At 50.5% G+C, this 16924-nt stretch carries 18 protein-coding genes; 10 read left to right on the top strand and 8 right to left on the bottom strand.

Going from position 1 to position 16924, the window contains the following annotated elements:
- The first annotated feature begins 45 nt into the window (after positions 1-45).
- A complete protein-coding gene (locus tag NHN17_RS10715) occupies positions 46-426 on the top strand; it encodes a DUF3461 family protein (protein WP_255042439.1) in 381 nt (126 codons plus the stop codon).
- Positions 427-499: 73 nt separating this feature from the next.
- Here the strand turns inward: NHN17_RS10715 and NHN17_RS10710 are convergent, their stop codons facing one another.
- The 3 genes from NHN17_RS10710 to NHN17_RS10700 all read right to left on the bottom strand — a co-directional run bounded on the left by NHN17_RS10710 (position 500) and on the right by NHN17_RS10700 (position 2112).
- On the bottom strand, positions 500-964 hold the full coding sequence (locus NHN17_RS10710; protein ID WP_255042438.1) for a flavodoxin: 465 nt from the start codon (positions 962-964) through the stop codon (positions 500-502).
- A gap of 72 nt (positions 965-1036) precedes the next feature.
- Positions 1037-1789 (bottom strand): tRNA pseudouridine(65) synthase TruC, encoded by a 753-nt coding sequence (gene truC, locus NHN17_RS10705; protein ID WP_255042437.1) that lies wholly within the window; start codon positions 1787-1789, stop codon positions 1037-1039.
- A 2-nt stretch (positions 1790-1791) separates the two neighbouring features.
- Positions 1792-2112 carry a YqcC family protein gene (locus tag NHN17_RS10700; protein WP_255042436.1) on the bottom strand — a complete coding sequence of 107 codons (321 nt, stop codon included), beginning with the start codon at positions 2110-2112 and terminating at the stop codon, positions 1792-1794.
- 111 nt (positions 2113-2223) lie between these two features.
- Between NHN17_RS10700 and NHN17_RS10695 the strand changes: the two genes are divergently transcribed.
- The 4 genes from NHN17_RS10695 to NHN17_RS10680 all read left to right on the top strand — a co-directional run bounded on the left by NHN17_RS10695 (position 2224) and on the right by NHN17_RS10680 (position 5762).
- Complete coding sequence (locus NHN17_RS10695; protein WP_255042435.1) at positions 2224-3270, top strand: DUF3549 family protein; 1047 nt, start codon at positions 2224-2226, stop codon at positions 3268-3270.
- A gap of 53 nt (positions 3271-3323) precedes the next feature.
- Positions 3324-3629, top strand: a complete 306-nt coding sequence (locus tag NHN17_RS10690; protein ID WP_255042433.1) for a DUF3301 domain-containing protein — start codon at positions 3324-3326, stop codon at positions 3627-3629.
- Between the two features lie 1594 nt (positions 3630-5223).
- The gene (locus NHN17_RS10685; RefSeq protein WP_255042432.1) at positions 5224-5454 is read left to right on the top strand and encodes a DUF2789 domain-containing protein; all 231 of its coding nucleotides are present in this window, start codon (positions 5224-5226) and stop codon (positions 5452-5454) included.
- 29 nt (positions 5455-5483) lie between these two features.
- Positions 5484-5762, top strand: a complete 279-nt coding sequence (locus NHN17_RS10680) for a hypothetical protein (protein ID WP_255042431.1) — start codon at positions 5484-5486, stop codon at positions 5760-5762.
- A gap of 74 nt (positions 5763-5836) precedes the next feature.
- On the opposite strand, the gene NHN17_RS10675 is transcribed toward NHN17_RS10680, so the two are convergent.
- Positions 5837-6613, bottom strand: coding sequence for a Zn-ribbon-containing protein (locus tag NHN17_RS10675; protein ID WP_255042429.1), 777 nt, complete (start codon positions 6611-6613; stop codon positions 5837-5839).
- A gap of 3 nt (positions 6614-6616) precedes the next feature.
- Positions 6617-7183 carry a SecY-interacting protein gene (gene syd / locus NHN17_RS10670; RefSeq protein WP_255042427.1) on the bottom strand — a complete coding sequence of 189 codons (567 nt, stop codon included), beginning with the start codon at positions 7181-7183 and terminating at the stop codon, positions 6617-6619.
- Positions 7184-7246: 63 nt separating this feature from the next.
- Between syd and queF the strand changes: the two genes are divergently transcribed.
- From queF to xni, 5 genes are all read left to right on the top strand, one after another.
- Positions 7247-8092 carry an NADPH-dependent 7-cyano-7-deazaguanine reductase QueF gene (gene queF / locus NHN17_RS10665; protein ID WP_255042426.1) on the top strand — a complete coding sequence of 282 codons (846 nt, stop codon included), beginning with the start codon at positions 7247-7249 and terminating at the stop codon, positions 8090-8092.
- Positions 8093-8245: 153 nt separating this feature from the next.
- Positions 8246-10525: a tetratricopeptide repeat-containing diguanylate cyclase gene (locus NHN17_RS10660; protein WP_255042425.1), complete on the top strand. Its 2280-nt coding sequence runs from the start codon at positions 8246-8248 to the stop codon at positions 10523-10525.
- Between the two features lie 134 nt (positions 10526-10659).
- Complete coding sequence (locus NHN17_RS10655) at positions 10660-12216, top strand: sensor domain-containing diguanylate cyclase (protein ID WP_255042423.1); 1557 nt, start codon at positions 10660-10662, stop codon at positions 12214-12216.
- 231 nt (positions 12217-12447) lie between these two features.
- On the top strand, positions 12448-13824 hold the full coding sequence (gene ppnN, locus NHN17_RS10650) for a nucleotide 5'-monophosphate nucleosidase PpnN (RefSeq protein WP_255042421.1): 1377 nt from the start codon (positions 12448-12450) through the stop codon (positions 13822-13824).
- Positions 13825-13924: 100 nt separating this feature from the next.
- The gene (xni, locus tag NHN17_RS10645; RefSeq protein ID WP_255042419.1) at positions 13925-14701 is read left to right on the top strand and encodes a flap endonuclease Xni; all 777 of its coding nucleotides are present in this window, start codon (positions 13925-13927) and stop codon (positions 14699-14701) included.
- A 45-nt stretch (positions 14702-14746) separates the two neighbouring features.
- On the opposite strand, the gene rlmM is transcribed toward xni, so the two are convergent.
- The 3 genes from rlmM to NHN17_RS10630 are packed head-to-tail and all read right to left on the bottom strand — an operon-like array spanning position 14747 to position 16912.
- Entirely contained in the window at positions 14747-15829 is a 1083-nt protein-coding gene (gene rlmM, locus NHN17_RS10640; RefSeq protein ID WP_255042417.1) for a 23S rRNA (cytidine(2498)-2'-O)-methyltransferase RlmM, read from the bottom strand.
- Between the two features lie 9 nt (positions 15830-15838).
- Positions 15839-16222: a DUF423 domain-containing protein gene (locus tag NHN17_RS10635; RefSeq protein ID WP_255042415.1), complete on the bottom strand. Its 384-nt coding sequence runs from the start codon at positions 16220-16222 to the stop codon at positions 15839-15841.
- A 9-nt stretch (positions 16223-16231) separates the two neighbouring features.
- Positions 16232-16912, bottom strand: coding sequence for an alpha/beta family hydrolase (locus tag NHN17_RS10630; protein ID WP_255042414.1), 681 nt, complete (start codon positions 16910-16912; stop codon positions 16232-16234).
- Positions 16913-16924: the final 12 nt, after the last annotated feature.

The following is a 16924-nucleotide window of genomic DNA, read 5'->3' as shown; positions in this document are numbered from 1 at the left end:
CAAGAGCAGCAACAACACCAATAACAACAGAAGCACGAGGCCAGTATGTACCCCAACCTCACAGCCATCGGCATTGAAAAGCCGGAAACGATTGAACGCTACAGCCTGCGGCAGGAAGCCGCCAATGACATATTAAAAATCTACTTTGCTAAGCAAAAAGGCGGGCTATTTGCCAAAAGCGTGAAGTTCAAATTTCCCCGTCAACGTAAAACCGTCATGGTAAACAGCGGAAGCCGGGAGTACAAAGAAGTAACGGAGATCAACCGCACTCTGACGTTTATCATCGATGAGCTTGATCGCATCACCAACAAAAAGCACAGTGAAGTTGATATTAAGAAGAAGATCCTTGGTGACCTGCGCCACCTAGAGCAAGTGGTCAGTCACAAGATCGCCGAGATCGAGGCTGATCTAGAAAAGCTTAAGTGATCCCTTTCTACTGATATACATGGAGTCCAATTAAGGGCTCCAATCTCGACAAGCATGTTAACTCGAATGTAAATTAAGTCGCATCAACTTGCTTGGCCCAGCCCTCAAGCCAAGGCATAGCAACTTCCAGCGCGTCAAAGTTAACACAAGCATCTACATCCAACCGCTCCGTCAATGGCTTGGCCTGCAACTGAACCAACAGCTCATCAAACTGGCGCCCGCCCCCACAAAAACGATCTTCACCGTAGCTCGAATCACCCAGTGCAATTACGCCGTAGCGAAGCTGGGGCATCAGCGGAAAGGAGTCATTGAGCGATTGGTAGAGCGGTAGCAAATTATCGGGGATCTCCCCTTGCCCCGTGGTCGAAGACACCACTAATGCCAGCTCTTGTTGGTAACCGAGGAACTCATCCAGTGTCGGCTCCAAAAACAATTCAACCTTGTGGCCAGCCTTAACCAGGTAGCGCACCACCTCTTCTGCAACCTCTTCCGCTCCGCCGAATACCGAGCCGACAAATACACCTATTTTAGCCATCATCCAACACCATCCTTTGTGTTCTAGTTACCCATTAAATGTGGTCTTTTAAGCGGTTAGATGCAAGTTTATTGACTATTTGAAGTTACTAGAGGCTGGCGCCATCAAAGCAGCCTGCCAGCCGAAGGCATCCATGACCCGCATCCATGACTCATCGACGCCTGCGCGGATATCCAGCTGTTCGCCCGTTAGGGGATGCTGAAGCTGCAACCGTGAGGCATGAAGCATCAATCGGCGACAGTCATAGTTTTCACGGAACATCCGGTTATGGCGGCCGTCACCGTGGTTAACATCGCCAATAATATGGTGGCTCAGGTGGTGCATATGACGACGCAGCTGATGCTTACGGCCTGTCTCAGGTTTCATTTCGACCAAACAGTAACGACTGGTCGCATAGCGGCCAACCGGGATCTGGGTTTCCACATTTGCTAGAGGCGCATACGCGGTGATCGCCGACTGGGCTTCTTTGTCTTTATCGGCATTTTTATCGGCAATCTTATCCAGCTCTTCCTTGAGTGGGTAATCCAATACCGCCGCTTCCTTCACCCAGCCACGCACCACAGCATGGTAGGTCTTCTTCACATCCCGTCCGGCGAACAGTGGCATCATCAATGATGCGGTTTCACTCGAAAGGGCAAACAGCAATACGCCGGATGTTGGTCTATCCAAACGATGCAACGGGAACACATGCTGGCCGATTTGGTCGCGCAGGGTCTGCATGACAAATACCGTTTCATGGCGGTCAAGCCAAGAACGATGTACCAGCATACCGGCTGGTTTATTCACGGCGACCAGGTATTCATCGCGGTAAAGGATTTCGAGTTCCATCGTTATTCACTCTTAAATAATTGGTCAAGCTCACGAGTCACAGCCAAGATAGCCCGGTAGCCCTTGGCTTCCTTCATCGCTTCCTCAACATAAGGGGAAATTTCAAATGCCGCTGGCAACGCCATCTTCATGGCAAGCATGTGATTCAACTTGGGGATAAATATCCACTGCAACCATTGCTCGCAGCGCAGGGTGTCAATGGCAAACGGCTGATTACTGTTCAGCGCCTCAACCGGTGGCCGTTCAACGTCCCAGTGTTCATGCGTTTGCAATACCGTGGTTAGCCTATCCAGCAACAGCTGGCAATGACGGGGTTTATCCATCACGGAACCTCTAAATGATGAATGTTATTTTGATAAGGGGCGAAGGATACCACCTCCATGAAGTTTGGGTATATACTCGTTCTCCTTGATTGAGGAGCGCTGAGACTGCCCATGGATAATTTTCATACCCTTACCCAACTCTTAGACAATGCCGGATGCCAATACAAGATTTTCGACCTTGGCCGTCGGGTCAGTGAGATCGACGTAGCGCAATTCAAGGCCGTAGAGGACAACCGCCAGCCATATCCATGGCCCTTGCAGCAGCATGCCCACCTGTCTATCTCATTCTGGCAAGCTGGCAACCCACCGTGGATCTGGTTTCTGCGCTTACCGCTCGATGAACGCGGCCTGTTAAAACAAGCAGCCGTCGGTGATTTCATCAAATACGTTATCGAAGCCATGGGAGCAACGCTCAATAGCACCCCGACGGAAGAAGAGCAGGCAAAGCTAGCGGCCAATCCGTATACCTTCAAACCAAGCGATGACAAAATGGCGATCTTCCATGCTCAGTTGCGCAGCCAACTTTCTTTGTCTGCCAGCCAGTACTACGAGCATGCCCAACATTACCTCACCGGTGAACAAGGCTGGGATAAATGGCAGGGTGTTGGCCTGCAAGGCTTAGCCGATGTCTGCGCCCGTATCAAGCAGGAAAACAATGCCACGTTGCTACGCAAAGCCGCCAGCAACCTACCTCTGACCCCGCTTTATGCTTTGCTCGGCTGCTTGGAACATTGCCAGCTACCGGAACCACTGGCTACTCGTCTTGCCGAGAAAATTGATGAAGAAACAGCAGTCGACACACCTGATTTGTTCCTCGTCGCTGCTTTGATCCGCGCCCTCTCCGGCGCTGAAACCGCCCAGCTTCGCCAGCAGCTTGAGCGCTTGCTAGCTCAACCAAAGCTTTGCCACCCTGAGGTCCTGGTTGCGATTGCCGGACGTTGCTGGAATGGTCTGGCCGATCCCAAAATAGCGAGTATCTTCCTATTACGCCTCGCTGAAACGGGTGAGCAAGCCTTATTCAACCAGCTATTTGCCGATTTGGTGATGCTGCCAATGCTGCGTGGCATTATGCTGCAGGTACTACACGGACAAGCTGATCCAGCACTGGTTGAGGCGATTACCAAGCTTCAGCAGCATGCCCGAAGCCCACAACAATAGTATCTCGGCCGAAAAACCGGGGACACAAGGATGTAATGGAGTCATGATAAGAAATGGGTAACCTATTAGGTATTTTACTGCTGGCAATTATTGGCTATCTGTTTTGGCAGCAGCGGCGGCAGACTGAGCGTGCCAATTATTTTATCAACCAACGCTGTGAGCATTTAGGGCTACAACTGCTTAATACTGCACGGGGAGAGCACCGCCTGCGTGATCGCAACGGTCGTTGGGGGTGGCATACCACTTATCTGTTTGAATTTTCCGCCAGTGGGCAAGATGCCTACCAAGGGCATATTGTAATGAAAGGATTCCACCTTCTGACTATCCATATCCCCCCCCACAGGATGCCAGGGGAGTAGAAAAAAATGGGCGCAACTTTCGTTGCGCCCTTAGGTCTTACATGCAGCAGTCCCGCTACTATGGTGCTCCCTGCACTATCCTTGTTGGTCTAAATCCTTAGCGGTAATCCCTAAACCCCATCCCCGGGTTGTCCTTGGTAGCTCCTTTACCTGTCGCGTTGTCCTTGTGCGACTCTCTCATCCTTCCTGGCGGTGTCCATGCCTTCATCCTGAAGGGGTCCTGACACTTATCCTTAAGTTGTCCTCTTGCCCTGTCCTAGAGCACTATCCTTAAAGCCCCAATCCCTGAGGTGTTCCGGCTTTTCCAAAAGCTGTCCTACTCATCCTGACGGTAATCTTCCTGATCCCCGACGGTATCCATTCCGTGTCCGTGACATCTTGTCAGCTAACAACCCTGTTAGCACAGCCCTTCCTAGGCTTGCAGAATCCTTCTGCGTTCCCGTTCCTGCGCCGCTATCCTGTCGACAAGGGCCATATTACGCCTTTCGCTCACTCATACAATTGACTATCTTCCAGCATGCCTCTTGATAGATCATTCACCATAAAAATGAAACAATTAAGTCTTTAATTAAGATAGATAAAATAAGGAAACCCTTCTCTTTTATCTAAAGATGATCTTTGCAATTCTTACAGCTTTGTAAGCGATCTCTTACAAGAAGGCAAGGCCATATCTGCACCAAGTTGCGCAAGCGTAAAATACCGTATTTCAATTTCATTACAGAGAATAGTAAAAATTATTACGAGTTTAGCAATATGATCGGCAGGTCATGGGTTGTTTAGTGATATAGAGGCTAGACAAAGTATTTCACTCACCTGGCGCCGAACATCAACAGTCGATGAGGTATTTTCAAAGAAAAGTGAATAAACGAAGAGTAAACGATCGGGTATCTGGAACGATCGTGGGAAGCAGAAAAAAGAGCGGGCGCAACTTGCGTTGCGCCCTTAGGTCTTACTTGCAGCAATCCCGCTACTATGGTGCTCCCTGCATCATTCCGTTGACAGCTGTATTCCTTCAGCATTGTCCTTTTTACTTCGTCCTGAAGTGATCCTGTGGCCTTCCTGACCCGCCAGTCCATCCTGTCCTGACTCTCAACATCCATCCTGGAGGTGTCCCTAACTTCGTCCTGAAGTGGTCCTTTTGTCATCCTGACTGGTAAACGTCCTGCTTACCATTTTGCCGTTCCTCGGCTATCCCTTCACAGTCCTTGTTCGACATACCATCCTAGTACACCGGTCTCATCCTGAGACTAACCAAATCCTTGGTTTATTTCCTGTTCCGTTCCGTCAGTTCCTTCCGACAGGGTTAATATTACGGATTTCCTCCCTGACAAAACAGCCTCCTTGAAGATAGTCTTTTTAGTTTAGAGATAAGCGCCAAACAAACAACCAAAACAAAAACCATAATAAACAACAGGATAGGCGCTAAAAAGCAGCTTATCCACCAAACCCCTCTCCTAAATATCCCACATCCTTGTAAGAGATCTCTCACACAGCAACAAGATGAATGGATGTTTATGATTAATGATTCAAAGCTAGCTGCCTGAAATATTTCTCTATAATTACCCTTATCAATTGCGCTAGCCAAGGAGTGCCCATGGAAACCTTCAACCACAACCTTGCCTCTCTATTCAGCCAGTTAGGACTGAACAATTCCAAAGAGTTTATCGAAACCTTTCTGGCTGAGCACCGCCTCGCCCAGCATGAACTGTTATCTGAAGCCAATTTTTGGCAACCTTCACAAAAGCGTTTCCTCAAAGAATCACAAGAGCAGGATGCCGACTGGTGCGAGGTCATTGACCAACTTGATGCGTTACTGAGAAAATAGCCGTTATTCGACAGCAACAAGGAAACCGCATGTCCTCAGATATCACCCAAGCCCTTACCAACGCTATCGACGCCTTGGTTGCAGAAGGCAAAGAGCCCTCGGTGGCCTTAATTAAATCGAGGTTAGTTGATCCCCTACCAATGCCGCTGATCATCAAAGCATTGCAGAGTTGGAAGTCGAGCGCACGGGTGCCCAAAATAGAAAAAGTCGACTCGCAGCCTAGCGCCGAAGTCCGCATTGCTGCCCTGGAGCAGCAAGTCGCGGCACTGACTGCACGGCTGGAGCAATTGGAAAGCCAACAGGCTTAGTTTACCGTAGTAATATAACGAGCGAGGCGCAGGTTAACCCTGCGCCTCGCTCGTCACCCAATTGGGTATACCGCCTATTGGAAGTCCCAAGATAGATTGGAAACAATGCGGCACTTGTCGCACTTGTAATGGAAAATACCGTGCAAAGGTTCATCCAATAGCCACTGACCACCGCATTTAGGACAAGGGCGGTTCCGTTCGCTTTCAAGGCTTTCTCCGCCAACTCGATACTGGTAGTAGTAAGTCGGGATCTTGGTAATAAACTCAATTCGTCCACGTAAGTCCCAGCCTCGGCGGAAGATATCACTGTCGGCATCACGAATTTCATGCAGTGCCGCATGCTCAGCTTGGCACGCCCCTGCCATTTGTAACTCATCACAGGCTTGCCACTCAGTCTGCCACTTAACAACCGCTTTATGATCGCCGTTCAACGTCGGCTCCGGCAGGCGGTAGAGCGGTATAGGCATCAAGGTATCCCCGCAACGCAGCGGCGAGCAGGTATGAACATACGTGGTATACATCACTTGCCAGCTAGGAGAGAAATCTTCGGCCGCCGCTTCTGAATTAAGATCCCGTCCCAACAGCTTCACCTTGGGGCTCAGCAAGCTGGCATGGCTCAGGCGGTTCATACAAGCTTTCACTTGCGGACTGTTGAAGCGGGCGTGCAAGCTGTCTTCTTCAGGACACACCGCCCTTACTTTAAAGATGGCCTCATCCATCACGATAGGAAATTCGCGTCCCAGTACCTGGCCATTATAACGCAGGGCATCCATCAAACCGTTGATGGCGGTATCTACTGCGGCAATGGTGGTGTTATCAAAACATTCAAATTGCAATTCGACGACATACATAACTTATTCGGCCTTTACCACTGGCTGCAGAGCTGCCAAAAATTGCTCAAGGCTTGAGGATAATACTTCTCGCTTGTCCTTGCCCAATGTCTCTAGGATCACCTCACCGGTCAGGTTGCATACCGACACCACTTCACTTTCGGAGTCCATCGCACCGATAAACACTGTTGGCTTGAGCTTCAAGCGACGCTGGGTCACCAGATGGCCAAGAATATTTTCCTGCAATCGCTGTACATCAGCTTCATTGAAAGCCTGCAGCAAATCAAACTCGATAGTCCCCGTCACCGCCTGGAACCTCGCGGCCATATCGCCGCTGAACTGGGCGCCGTAGAATGCAACGATATCTTCATGAAGGCGCAGCTCTATCCCTTTTTCCACGCCGGCAAGATCCCCCATTGGTGAGCGGACAACCGGCTGCCAGCTTACTTCGTAACCGTCATCGGCCTTTACGCAAGGCGATGGTAGGCCAATTAAGTCATCACTGCGGGGAAAACCTTGACCAGCATCACACCATGCTTGCAAAAAACGGGAAGAAAATTCAGATAACGCCGTTGCAACGGGATGATTCATTCGCAACCTCTCAAAAGATTAAGTAAACTTTGCCTATTCTAATCCAAGTGTGTCCAGGACAGTATGAGCAAATATCAAGACGCGAAAGAATTAGCCGGTTTGACCTTAGGTCAGGGTACCGAGTACAAAGATCAATACGATGCCTCCCTTCTTCAACCAGTGCCTCGTAGCCTGAACCGAGACGATCTCGCACTTGGCGAAACATTGCCATTCACGGGCTATGATATCTGGACACTCTATGAGCTTTCTTGGCTTAACAGCAAAGGCTTGCCACAAGTTGCTATTGGTGAGGTTCGCCTACCGGCGACAAGCCCGAACTTGATTGAGTCAAAATCATTCAAGCTATACCTAAACAGCTTTAACCAAACTAAGTTTGCGAGCTGGCAGGAAGTCGCCGATATTCTGCAGAAAGATCTAACCCAATGTGCTGGTGAAGATGTTGATGTCACCATTCAGCCGATATCTGACTTTGACGACCAACCTATCGCTAACTTCTTTGGCGAGTGTATTGATGATCAAGATATCGAAATCACTGACTATGAATTTGATGCATCCTACCTTGAAGGGGCAGCATCAGAGGAAGATGTCACTGAGATCTTACACAGCCACCTGCTTAAGTCTAACTGCCTTATCACCAGCCAGCCAGACTGGGGAAGCGTACGCATCTCTTACACCGGTAAGAAAATTGATCGTGAAAAGCTCCTACGTTACTTAATTTCATTCCGTAACCATAATGAGTTCCACGAACAATGTGTCGAGCGTATTTTCACCGACATAATGAAATACTGCAAGCCGGAGCTATTGACTGTTTACGCCCGCTACACCCGCCGTGGGGGTTTAGACATCAACCCATACCGCACCAACATGGGCAAAACCCCAAGCGATAACTTCCGTTTGGCAAGGCAGTAATACAACGTTGCGATAATGCCTAGCTGATTAATGCACAGAAATGGGCAAATGTTACTCAGTTTGCCTTAAGTCCAGCAAATTCGAAGACTTTGCTGGACTTGATAAGCTAACCCATTAATATTGGTGGTACTGTTTTTTTGGGTTCTTGAAAGTATGTCTGCTAGCCGTTGGCTGTTCCGTTTGCTGTTCATTGGCATGATCTCGTTCAGCACACAAGCTAAAATTTTTACCACGCCTATTCTGGCAGAAGCTAATGAGCTGCTCCAAACCAACCCAGAGCAATCTCTGGTTATCACCGCCCGCTATCTCGACCAGCGTCGGCTAAGTGCCCCCAAAGAAACCTCCCGCGTTCATATCAATGACGAAACGGATCATTCTGTCCGAACCCCGCTGAGCACCGTCAATGCATTACAGATCCTCGCCAAGGCTCATTATCTGCTCAATCAGCCTGACAAGGCATTGGCCGCCATCAAACAAGCAAGTGATATCTCCGCAGAGGAAAACCTCACATTCAGCCGGCTCGAAAGCCAACTGATCCGTGCTGATATTCACTGGGGCAACCTAAAAAACAACGCCCGTTCGCTGAAAATGCTGGATAATATTGACGCTGACATAACCTCCAGCACCAACCTGATGCTCGACAGCCAGATCAAGCGCCTGCAATACCAGTTACTGATGCAACGCTCGATCATCGAGTCGGCGACCGATCAGGAAAGCCTGGCTGAAAAAGGCTTCCTCAAGGCCAAACGCTACCTGATAAACCTCGATGATCCCGGTGAATTAATCCATTACCAACTGGTCGTCGGCCGGCATTATTTCAAGCATGGTCACTACGATACCGCACTGGACCGCTTGCTCAGTGGTTACTGGCTGGCCGTCGAACATGATGATCAAGCACAAACCGCAATTGCCAATTACGAACTCGCGGTTCTATTCGAACAGCGTAAGGTCTTTGACAAGGCACTAGAACACGCCACCCAAGCCGGTGAATTTTTCGAACATTACGATCGCAGCCGGCCACTCGCCAAGACACTGGAACTGATCGCTTCCATTTATGAACAGCAAGGCCGCTACAACCTAGCCCTTGTCCATTACTTCAACGCGCTGGATCAGGAAAACCAACTTAACAGCGAAATTCGCTCGGCGAGGTTAAGGCTCAATATTGCCCGAGTTTACCTCCAGCTATACAATTACCCGAAATCAGAGCAGTACCTGCATCATACCCGCTTGCTTGCTACCCAAACTGGCAACGAGGCTATTCTGGCCGATGCTCAAATTCTCCAGGGCAAACTGGATCTGGCCGAAGGCAATATCGAGGAGGCTATTTCCAACCTGCAAGCCGGATTGATTGCTGCCAGCCGTATCGGCAACAGTGATCTCCAACTAACAGGAGAAAGCTTGCTATCAAAAGCATTCGAACAACAGAGCGATTTCTACAATGCCTTGCTGAGCCAGCGCCGTTACGAGCAACTGTTCAGTACCAAACAGCAAGCTCAGGTAAAAAATAACGTCGAAGTTTTCAAGCAGCAACAGCGTATGCTTGAGCGCTCGTTGCATCTCGAAGATCTGGAGCGCCAGCAATTTGAGAGCAGCAAGGCCTTATACAAACAAAAAAATGTCACCCTTTTCCTTTTCTGCCTAACCGGTGTCATCTTTATCCTGCTAATGCGCCGCCACAAGACCGCCAAGCAACTGCAAGCACGCTTGCTACGTCTGCGTAATGACTTCTATACCCACCCGCGCAGCGGCCTGCGAAACCTACGGATGCTGACCGCAAAACTGCCTAGTTCCTTGCAGCAGAGCAGCGCCAACTTCGAGCAATGGCACCTTGGCGAGATCATCAACGAGCCACTGAGTGATCGCTTGCGTTTCGCCTTGTTCGAAGTGCCGTTCCTAAAGCATATTTACCTCAAGCATGGCTACCAGCAAGGGTTAGAACTCGAACGACAATTTGGTGAATACCTCACCGAACAAATTTGTGAACCGGCTAGGCTGTACCACTTCTCCGATGCGATGTTCTTGTATATCGAACCAAACTCACGGCTAGATTCGGCACCAGATCAACTGGCGGGCTCCCTCCAGCAGCTGGTTGACCGCTTCCTCGAAAACAAGCACATCGACAACCGGATCAGGATTGGTATGGCAGAATACCCCTTCCTCCCTCGGGCCTACACCGCGATTAATGACCACGAGCTGCTCGATATCTTGCTGATGGCGACCAATGCCGCCCGGGAGGTCAGCAAACAGGAGTCCGGCAGCCAATGGGTTCACCTCAGTGCAATCGATGCAGCTCCTGCCGCCAGTTTTGCCAGCGATAATATCCGCCGTTCATGCATCCAAGGCATCCAAAATGGGTTGGTAAAAATACAAACGTCAGGTAGTTGCGACATTAGCTGGAACAACGATCACGTTTCTGACAAAAATATCAGTTAATCTGATGGATTTATCCGCTTCATGGCCGATAACGATGAATCAAAAGGGCTTTTTTGTTAGCATTAATTCCCTTGTCAATATTTTAACCAGCTGATAAGAAACAAGTTTACCACCATGGATCGCATTAAACTCCTGTGACAGACATAAATGCCGTAGCTTCCCAATTGAGTCAGCTGAAGTTGCGTTTGGACCAAGCTCAACTTACCCACCGTGATGCCTCTCTGAAGTCTCGGCGGGAAATTGCGATCCTAAAACGTCTTATCAGCCGGCTTTCTGTGGCTTGTCGCGGATTAGATTCAGAGTTGGATGAGAAAATTGGCATGCTGCGTCAGGATCTGGAGCAGCAGAAAGATATCAGCCTACTCATCCCGCGCATTGCGGTGGTTGAACGATTGGCCAACCGGATGGGAGATGCCCACCCCAAAGAACGGGAGCTGCTGGATAAGCAATTCCAGCGCAACAGCGAAATCCTGCGCCGTTTTCCCGGCCTCCCTGCCCAGCTCAAACGCGACCTTCACCAGTTACTCTCCCAGCCAACCACAACACTGTCAGGATCACTTCAGCATGTTCTTGGTTTAATGTCGCTGTATGAGCGAGCCTTGAAGCTAGTCGCCACCAAAGGGTTGCAGAATAACCCGGCAGCTATCCAGCAAGACTTGCTGATGAAGCTGACCGCCGAGTTGCAAAACTTGATCACCGAGCTCGACTTCGATGGGGAAGCCGGAGACAAACTGCTCACCATCAGGAATCAATTACTCAAAGGCGTACTGCCATCAGAGCTACTGACAATCGCTCTCGAAGTCTTGCGTCTGGTGCTTACGGGCACCCACCAAGAACGCCAAGCCTCACAACAGTTTCTTGATAATGTGAACGGTGAACTGGGTACGCTGTGCAAAACGACCCAGCAAAGTGCCGAACAAAGCCACACCATATACGAACACCGTGGTGAGATGACCGACGAGCTGGCCGGGCTGGCCCAATCAATTAAATCTGGCCTGCAAACCCATAAGCAGCTTGATAGCTGGCGGCCCGAACTCACGCACCTGACCAAAGAACTACTGGTGCTTGCCGAGCGTAATAAAGCACTCGAAAAACGGGAAAAAGCCTTACTGGAACAGCTAAGCTACAACACATCGAAGATCGAACACCTTTACGATCAAACGATGAATTACCGCCAGCGGCTTACTGACCAAGAGCAGCGTATCTTCCTCGACAACCTGACCAAGGTGTACAACCGCAGTGCACTCAATGACCGTCTCGAACACGAGTACCGGCGATGGTTGCGTTACCAGCACCCACTATGCGTGGCCTTGGTCGACATCGACAACTTCAGCACGGTGAATCAGCATTATGGCCACCAGGCCGGTGATAAAATTTTAAAAATTATCGCCCGGACTATTCGCAAGCAGCTAGAGCCTACCGATTTTATCGGCCGCTTCGGCGACGATGCTTTCATGTTGATCTTACCGGATGTTAGCGAAGAGCAGCGCAACCTGCGCCTTACTGCTATTCGCCAAGCCATTGCGCAGCTGCCATTCCGCTTTCGCGACAATAACATCACCATCACGGTATCGATGGGGGCCACCTTGTTCGAGAGCAACGATACCCCGCCAGACATCATTGAGCGAACCGACAAAGCCCTTACTGGCGCACGCAGCGCTGGCAACAATCGAATTTTATGGATTTTCTGACCACACCATAAATCATCACCCTGTCAATGGCTGGTAAAAAACGGCATCTCTGTGTATGGTAAATATATCAGCCACTTGTATCTAATACTTTTCTCATAGGCTGATCTTCAGGAAACAGAGTGTACGCCCAACCGGTTTACTTTCTGCTTCATCCGACAGTATTCACCGATTCTTCCTACAATGAATACACCCAGTGGATACCGCCGTCTTGTCATGATCAGGGAGGTAATCATGATCACTCATATCAGTCCGGTAGGTTCTATGGACCTACTTTCTCAGCACGAAGTCGACTTGCTCAAAGCAACGGCCTCCAGTGACATCTATCGTCTGTACCGTAACTGCTCATTGGCGGTACTCAATTCTGGCAGCCACACCGACAACTCGAAAGAACTACTCGAAAAACACAAAAGCTTCGATGTGAACGTCATGCGACGTGAACGCGGGATAAAACTCGAATTAATGAACCCCCCTGAGCACGCCTTTGTCGACGGTCGGATCATCCGGGGTATCCAGGAGCATATGTTTGCCGTTCTGCGCGATATTGTTTACGTCAACATGCATGTCCAGCAGCGCAAAGACATCAACCTGACCAGTGCGCCACACATTACCAATTTTGTCTTCAGTGTGCTGCGCAATGCCAAAACTGTCCGTTCAGGGCAAGACCCCAATATTGTCGTATGCTGGGGCGGTCACTCCATCAACCCTGTCGAGTACCAATACACCCGCGAAGTCGGCAACGAATTGGGACTGCGCGAACTTAATATCTGTACCGGCTGTGGCCCCGGAGCAATGGAGGGGCCGATGAAAGGCGCAGCTATTGGCCATGCCAAACAGCGATATCACAACAGCCGCTTTATTGGCCTGACCGAACCGTCAATTATTGCCGCCGAGCCCCCAAACCCGATCGTGAACGAGCTGGTGATCTTGCCGGATATCGAAAAACGCCTGGAAGCATTTGTCCGAGTCGGCCACGGCATCATTATCTTCCCAGGCGGGGCTGGTACCGCCGAGGAGCTGCTTTATATCCTCGGTATCTTGATGGAACCGCAAAATGCCGATCAGCCAATGCCGGTCGTACTCACCGGACCAAAAGAATCCGAGCCTTATTTCCGTACCCTCGACAGTTTTATTCGCGATACCTTAGGTGACGCCGCAGCCAAGCATTACCAGATCATCATTGATGATCCTGCCCAAGTGGCACGGGTCATGAAATCAGCCATGCCGCTTATCAAAGAACAGCGCTTGGCAACTGGTGACGCATACAGCTATAACTGGTCACTGGCAATTCCGCCGGAATTCCAGCTGCCGTTCGAACCCACCCATGAATCAATGGCCAGCCTGGATTTGCACTTGAACCAGCGACCAGAGCACCTTGCCGCCAACTTGCGCCGGGCCTTCTCGGGTATTGTTGCCGGTAACGTCAAGGAGGAAGGGATCCGCGAAATCGAGCGAAAAGGGCGTTTTAAAATCAATGGTGATATCGCCCTGATGAAGCGGATGGACAAACTGCTAACACAATTTGTCGCTCAACAACGGATGAAACTCCCCGGTAGCCACTACGAGCCCTGCTACGAAATCATCACCGCTGCCCCACCGATTGCGAAATAATCACTCCCGCATACTAGATGGCGGTGCACATTCGATACAACAATGCGTACAATGAAGGGTCTGTTGACCCTTTTTTCTTTACAGCTAAACGGTTTACGCTATGTCGTCTATCCACCTTGTCATCATTGATGCCCTCAACCTGATCCGCCGCGTCCATGCCGCCCAGCATGGTGAGCCCGATATCCCAAACACTGCCAAGGTCTGCTGTCAGGCTCTGGGGAAAATAATTAAAAGCAGCCAGCCGACCCATATCGTCGCGGTCTTTGATCACCATGGTGAAGACAGGGGCTGGCGAGCCGAGTTGCTCCCGCACTACAAAGAAGGGCGAAAACCAATGCCCGAAGAGCTGATGACCGGAATGGACGTGATCCAAGATGCCTTCATGGATATGGGGATCGACTCATTGCTGTCGGACGGTGATGAAGCCGATGATTTGGTCGCGACACTGGCACTGAAAGTCGCTTCGCGTGGCCAACAGGTCACGATCATCTCAACCGACAAGGGCTACTGCCAACTGCTCCAGCCGACATTACGGATCCGTGATTACTTCCAGCAACGCTGGCTCGATAGTCCCTTTGTCGAAAAGGAATTTGGCGTCAAACCCGAACAACTGCCGGACTACTGGGGACTGGCTGGGATCAGCTCGAGTAAAATCCCAGGCGTGACCGGGATCGGCCCCAAAGCCGCCGTCGAACTGCTAGGCCTCTACCCTAACCTCGAGGCGATTCTGGCTGCCGACGACCTACCCGCCAAGTGGCAAAAGAAAATCGACGCCTGCCGTGAGGAAGCCGTCGCCTCCAAGCAAGTTGCCTCATTGAAAACCGATCTGGTACTCGGCTTCAACCTGCAGGATATTCGTTTCGAAGCGGGAAACTAGATACAAGAACGCCACCCTAAGGTGGCGTTTTTTCAATATGACCGATTAGTGCGGCGAACGGTTATCCAGGCGCTGGATATGTACCGTGATTTCTTCACGGTCGTGGTACAGGTGCTTGGCCTGTAGCTTGAACTTCACCCCATTCTGGATCAGGTACACTTTCAGGTTCTCGATGTCCTGCAGTACCTCATCGTAACGACCTTTCATCGGCAGCTTAAGGTTGAAGATGGCTTCTTTCGCCCAGGCCTTGATCAGCCAATCACCCATCAGGTGCGCTACTCGGGCTGGCTTTTCGATCATGTCACAAACAATCCACGTCACGTTCTTACGTGGTGGCTCAAACTTGAAACCATCGACCGCGTGGTGCTTAACCTGACCGGTATCCATCAGGCTCTGTGCCATCTGGCCGTTATCAATCGCGTGGACAAACATCGAACGCTTAACCAACTGATAAGTCCAGCCACCCGGGCAGGCACCCAAATCAACGCCCCACATGCCGGGAGCCAGACGCTCATCCCACTCTTCACGTGGAATAAAGACGTGAAATGCTTCTTCCAGCTTCAGGGTCGAGCGGCTTGGCGAATCCGACGGGAACTTAAGGCGTGGGATCCCCATAAAGAACGAGGAATTGTTAAATGTGTAAGAGTAACCCACAAAACAGCAGCCCGGCGCAATGAAGCACAGGTGCATAACCGGCTTTTTCAGGTTGTCCTTATTGTACAAAGCCCCAGACTTACGCAATGCCTGACGAAGCGGCACAGTAAACTTGCGGCAGAACTTCAGCAGCTCTTTGGCTTCGTTGGTATCTGGTGTTTCAACACGCAGATCGCCACAGCGAGGGAAATCCGCTACCGTTTCCATGATTGGTGAAATACGGTCTTCTTGCGGTAGATGTTCCAGCATAGGCATCACTGCGACCATCTGGCGGGCAAAGATCAGCTCGGAAAACGGTTGTTGTTGGATAAACTTATCCGCATCACCCGCCTGGTAGAACTCAAACAACACATAACCGCTATTGTTTTTTGCGCGAGGAAAGCCATACAACTCCAGTGCATTTGCTTTGTCTTGAACTTCACCGGCACATTCTTTCTCGAAGCCGGGACGGCAGTACAACAGAACTTGATTCACTCTCAACCCTCAAGCTGAACGCCAGGCAGCCACTGCAAGCGCTACCCAGCCTATGATAAAACAGACGCCTCCCATCGGGGTGATGGGGCCAAACCACTTGATACCCGTCAATGCCAGCGCATACAAGCTGCCACTAAAGAGTATGATCCCTGCCACAAAAAACAGGGCTGCGTATAATACCCCTTTTGACGGAAGAATGCGTGCCAATATTGCACAGCCAAAGATCGCCAGGGAATGCCAGGCCTGATACTGGACGCCAGTTTCAAAGACTCCGAGCAGATACGGCGGCAATTGTGACTTTAGGCCATGAGCTGCAAATGCGCCCAGAGCCACGGTAACTGCGCCGCTCATAGCAGCAAACACCAACAGCCAACGGCTTGATTTATCCATCATACCTCCCCCCTAGGCCGTACATTCAGTGATGAACTTCGCCAGTAACTTTACGGTCAACTGGCGATTGCCCAGCTCGGTATGGCCCGATGCCTTGCGCGGCTTGAAACTGTGGTCACCATCGGGTAGAAAGCCAACCTCAACGCTCGGAGCATATTGCCAGCCTTCTACTTCGCTGCGGGTACCGAACGTATCGCGCTCCCCTTGCAGGATCAAGGTTGGCAGTGTGATGGCTTGCAAATGATCACCGCGAAAATTCTCAGGCTTGCCCGGCGGATGGAACGGAAAGCCCAAGCAAGCAACGCCTTTGACTTTATCTTGGCAGTTCATCACATCCGGCGACTCATTAGCAATATCGGTCACCATCAGGCTGGCCATCCGTCCCCCCATTGATTTTCCGCCAATCACTAAGTTGCCTTCTTGGGAAAACGCCTCTATGTGGTGCTGGAAATCCAATAACAGCTTAGGCTGTCTGTCTGGCGGACGCTTCTTGCCATCTTCACGGCGCTTGACCATATAGGGAAACTCAAACCGCACCACTCGGATCCCCTTAAGGGCAAGGCCTTTGGCGATATCGGCCATAAATTCATGCTCCATTCCTGCCCCGGCACCATGGGCAAACAGGAAGGTCGCGCTATATTCGCCACTTGGCGGCATATCAATCATGCACTCGGTCACACTCGTCTCCAACATAATCCCTGTTCA

The sequence above is a fragment of the Photobacterium pectinilyticum genome, assembly GCF_024357955.1.
Classification (GTDB): domain Bacteria; phylum Pseudomonadota; class Gammaproteobacteria; order Enterobacterales; family Vibrionaceae; genus Photobacterium; species Photobacterium pectinilyticum.
The sequence above is the reverse complement of the archived record's forward strand: the minus strand, read 5'-3'. Positions and strand labels throughout refer to the sequence as shown.